General features: G+C 44.9%; 2 protein-coding genes. Both read right to left on the bottom strand.

What is annotated here, in order from left to right; translation table 11 throughout:
- Positions 1-222: 222 nt before the first annotated feature.
- Positions 223-999, bottom strand: a complete 777-nt coding sequence (locus H6S82_RS29650) for an alpha/beta fold hydrolase (protein WP_190463970.1) — start codon at positions 997-999, stop codon at positions 223-225.
- A 75-nt stretch (positions 1000-1074) separates the two neighbouring features.
- The gene (locus H6S82_RS29645) at positions 1075-2256 is read right to left on the bottom strand and encodes an RNA-guided endonuclease TnpB family protein (protein ID WP_190463996.1); all 1182 of its coding nucleotides are present in this window, start codon (positions 2254-2256) and stop codon (positions 1075-1077) included.
- Between the last annotated feature and the right edge of the window lie 63 nt (positions 2257-2319).

The following is a 2319-nucleotide window of genomic DNA, read 5'->3' as shown; positions in this document are numbered from 1 at the left end:
CCTACGATTGCTCTATAAAAGATATTCAAAGATGGGCTACTCAGCAAAGTTTGACTCTTGATTTTTCAGAATACAATGCTATTTTAGGGCCAGAAATTGATTGAATTTTATCGAAATAATACAGTAATCTAGTCCTAAAAAATTTCAGTCAATGACTTTTTACACTTGGTTTGGCTAATCCCAGCGCGTCAGTCCAGTAAAAGAAGTTAAGAAATCATTTTTCTAAACACCTAAAAAATTCTGGATCGCCTCAAAATATAAATCCATCCCCAGTAGCATCAAATTGTTGTGACCGGCTTGAGAAATCAGCAATATCTCTTTGTCCTGTGCAGCAGAAGAACGATGCAATTCCAGCGCATCTTCTACCGGAATCAACACATCATTTTGACCGTGGATAATGAGAGTTCGTGTAGTAATTTGGCTCAATTTGAAGGCGTTGCCACAGCCATCGCGCTCTTCCTCTGCTCTTTTAATTATTACTCCGAAGCGGGATAGTAGCGCGAAAGTATCTGCAAAGCCGCTCTCAATAATCAGTCCTGCCAATCGATCGCCTGCATACCTCGCCACTTCGATCGCAGCCGCGCTGCCAAGACTTCTACCCATAACATAAAACTGCTTTGGACTCAAGTAATGAGACTGGAAAATCTCACCAACCGCATCGAACACAGTCACAGCATCACTCAACAAATTGCTAGCTGTAGGCTTCCCGTCGCTCGATCCATATCCACGATAATCCATCACCAGCAGAGTGATGCCTAAGTCCACGTAGATCTGTGCCAGTTCATCGTAATCAGCAGCAATTTCCCCATTACCGTGAAAATAAACGATTGCTGGCGAATCGGTTGATGCTGGGTGCAATCTTCCCGTGACGGCGACACCGGGTTCAACCTCCACAGCAACCGGGTAGACAGCTGGAATGTTCGAGCTAAAGTTGTAATCTCGTCTGGGATGGAAGATTACCTGCAATATATCAGGGCGATCGAGAATAGGATGAGTCATGTTAGGCCATTATCTCAATTGACAACTCCCCTGCCTGAAGGCGAGGGGATTCTTGGTTTATTGGGATAGCTTATGCTACTTGCCCTCCCCAAAATTCACTGCGATGTGCCCCACCGCTGTATATCCACGTTGCAAAACCACTTGCGCGGCTGCAACATCTCGATTTGTCTCATACCCACATTCAGGGCATTTATGCACCCGCTCAGATAGATCCTTTTTGCCTGTATGCGTCTGACATCTAGGGCAAGTTTGGCTAGTGCCATTCGGGTCTACTTTGGCAAAGTATGCACCTCGCTTAAAGCTCACATAACCCAAAATACCGAGGAACTGTCCAAAGCCTACATCAAATGTATGCTTGCATAGCATTCCGGCTGACATGGCTTTGAGGTTTAGATCCTCGGCAAATATAGTTTGTCCTTGGTTGCACAAATGATGAGCGGTCTTAAAGTGAAAATCTTTGCGACTATTCGAGATGTATTCGTGGTGTCTGGCAATTCGACGCTGAAGCTGACGAAATTTTCTAGACCCTTTCTTCTTCCGTTTCAATTGACGTTGCAGCAATTTCAGCTTGAAGAGCCCATCCACAAAGAATCGAGGTCTATCGATCAACTCCCCGTCTGAAGTTGCCAAAAAGTGTTCCAGTCCTAAATCAATCCCTAATCCATGACCTGATGGTGAAGTTTGAGGCACTTCGACATCGCACTGCAACGCGAGCATGGCATAGTAACCAGAAGCCCGCTTAACAACGCGAATTTGTTTCACCTCGAACCCTTCAGGAATAGGGCGAGACAAGTGCATTTTAACCAAGCCAATCTTAGGCAGATTAACCCAATCCTCATCATTGAATCGTTGCACGGATTTCAAATTCAACTGAGGGAAAACAAATGAGCGCATCCGTTTTTTAAATCTGGGGAATCCATACCCACGATCCCACATCGCCACAAATGCCGACTCTAATTGGCGTAACACTTGTTGCAATACATGAGTGTGAGGTAGTTTCAATTCAGGTATTGATTTCTTTGCTTCTGCCAGTGTTTTGCACTGACGAGCAAAAGTTGGACGTGGTGCATCAACAGGGATAATGTATTCCTGCTTGATGCTGCATGAGTCGATCTCACACTTGCGAGAGTTAACCCAATCCTTTCGTTCTCGCAAGGCATAGTTGTAGACCTTCCGACAAATTTCTAACCAGTGGTCGAAGGTTTCGCGTTGCGCGTCGGTGGGAATAAGCTTGTACTCGTAGGTTAGATTCAACATCCCACTATTATAACACCTGTCTGAATAAACGAGCGTGTATTTATTCAAAATCCTCGTGGTGGT

The organism is Planktothrix sp. FACHB-1355 (assembly GCF_014748295.1).
Lineage (GTDB): Bacteria > Cyanobacteriota > Cyanobacteriia > Cyanobacteriales > Aerosakkonemataceae > Aerosakkonema > Aerosakkonema funiforme_A.
Note: the sequence above shows the minus strand (reverse complement) of the source record. Positions and strands in the feature narration are given on the sequence as shown.

Coding starts and splice junctions, on each gene's coding strand:
- H6S82_RS29650 (WP_190463970.1), bottom strand. CDS start 999: ATGACTCATCCTATTCTCGATCGCCCTGATATATTGCAGGTAATCTTC.
- H6S82_RS29645 (WP_190463996.1), bottom strand. CDS start 2,256: ATGTTGAATCTAACCTACGAGTACAAGCTTATTCCCACCGACGCGCAA.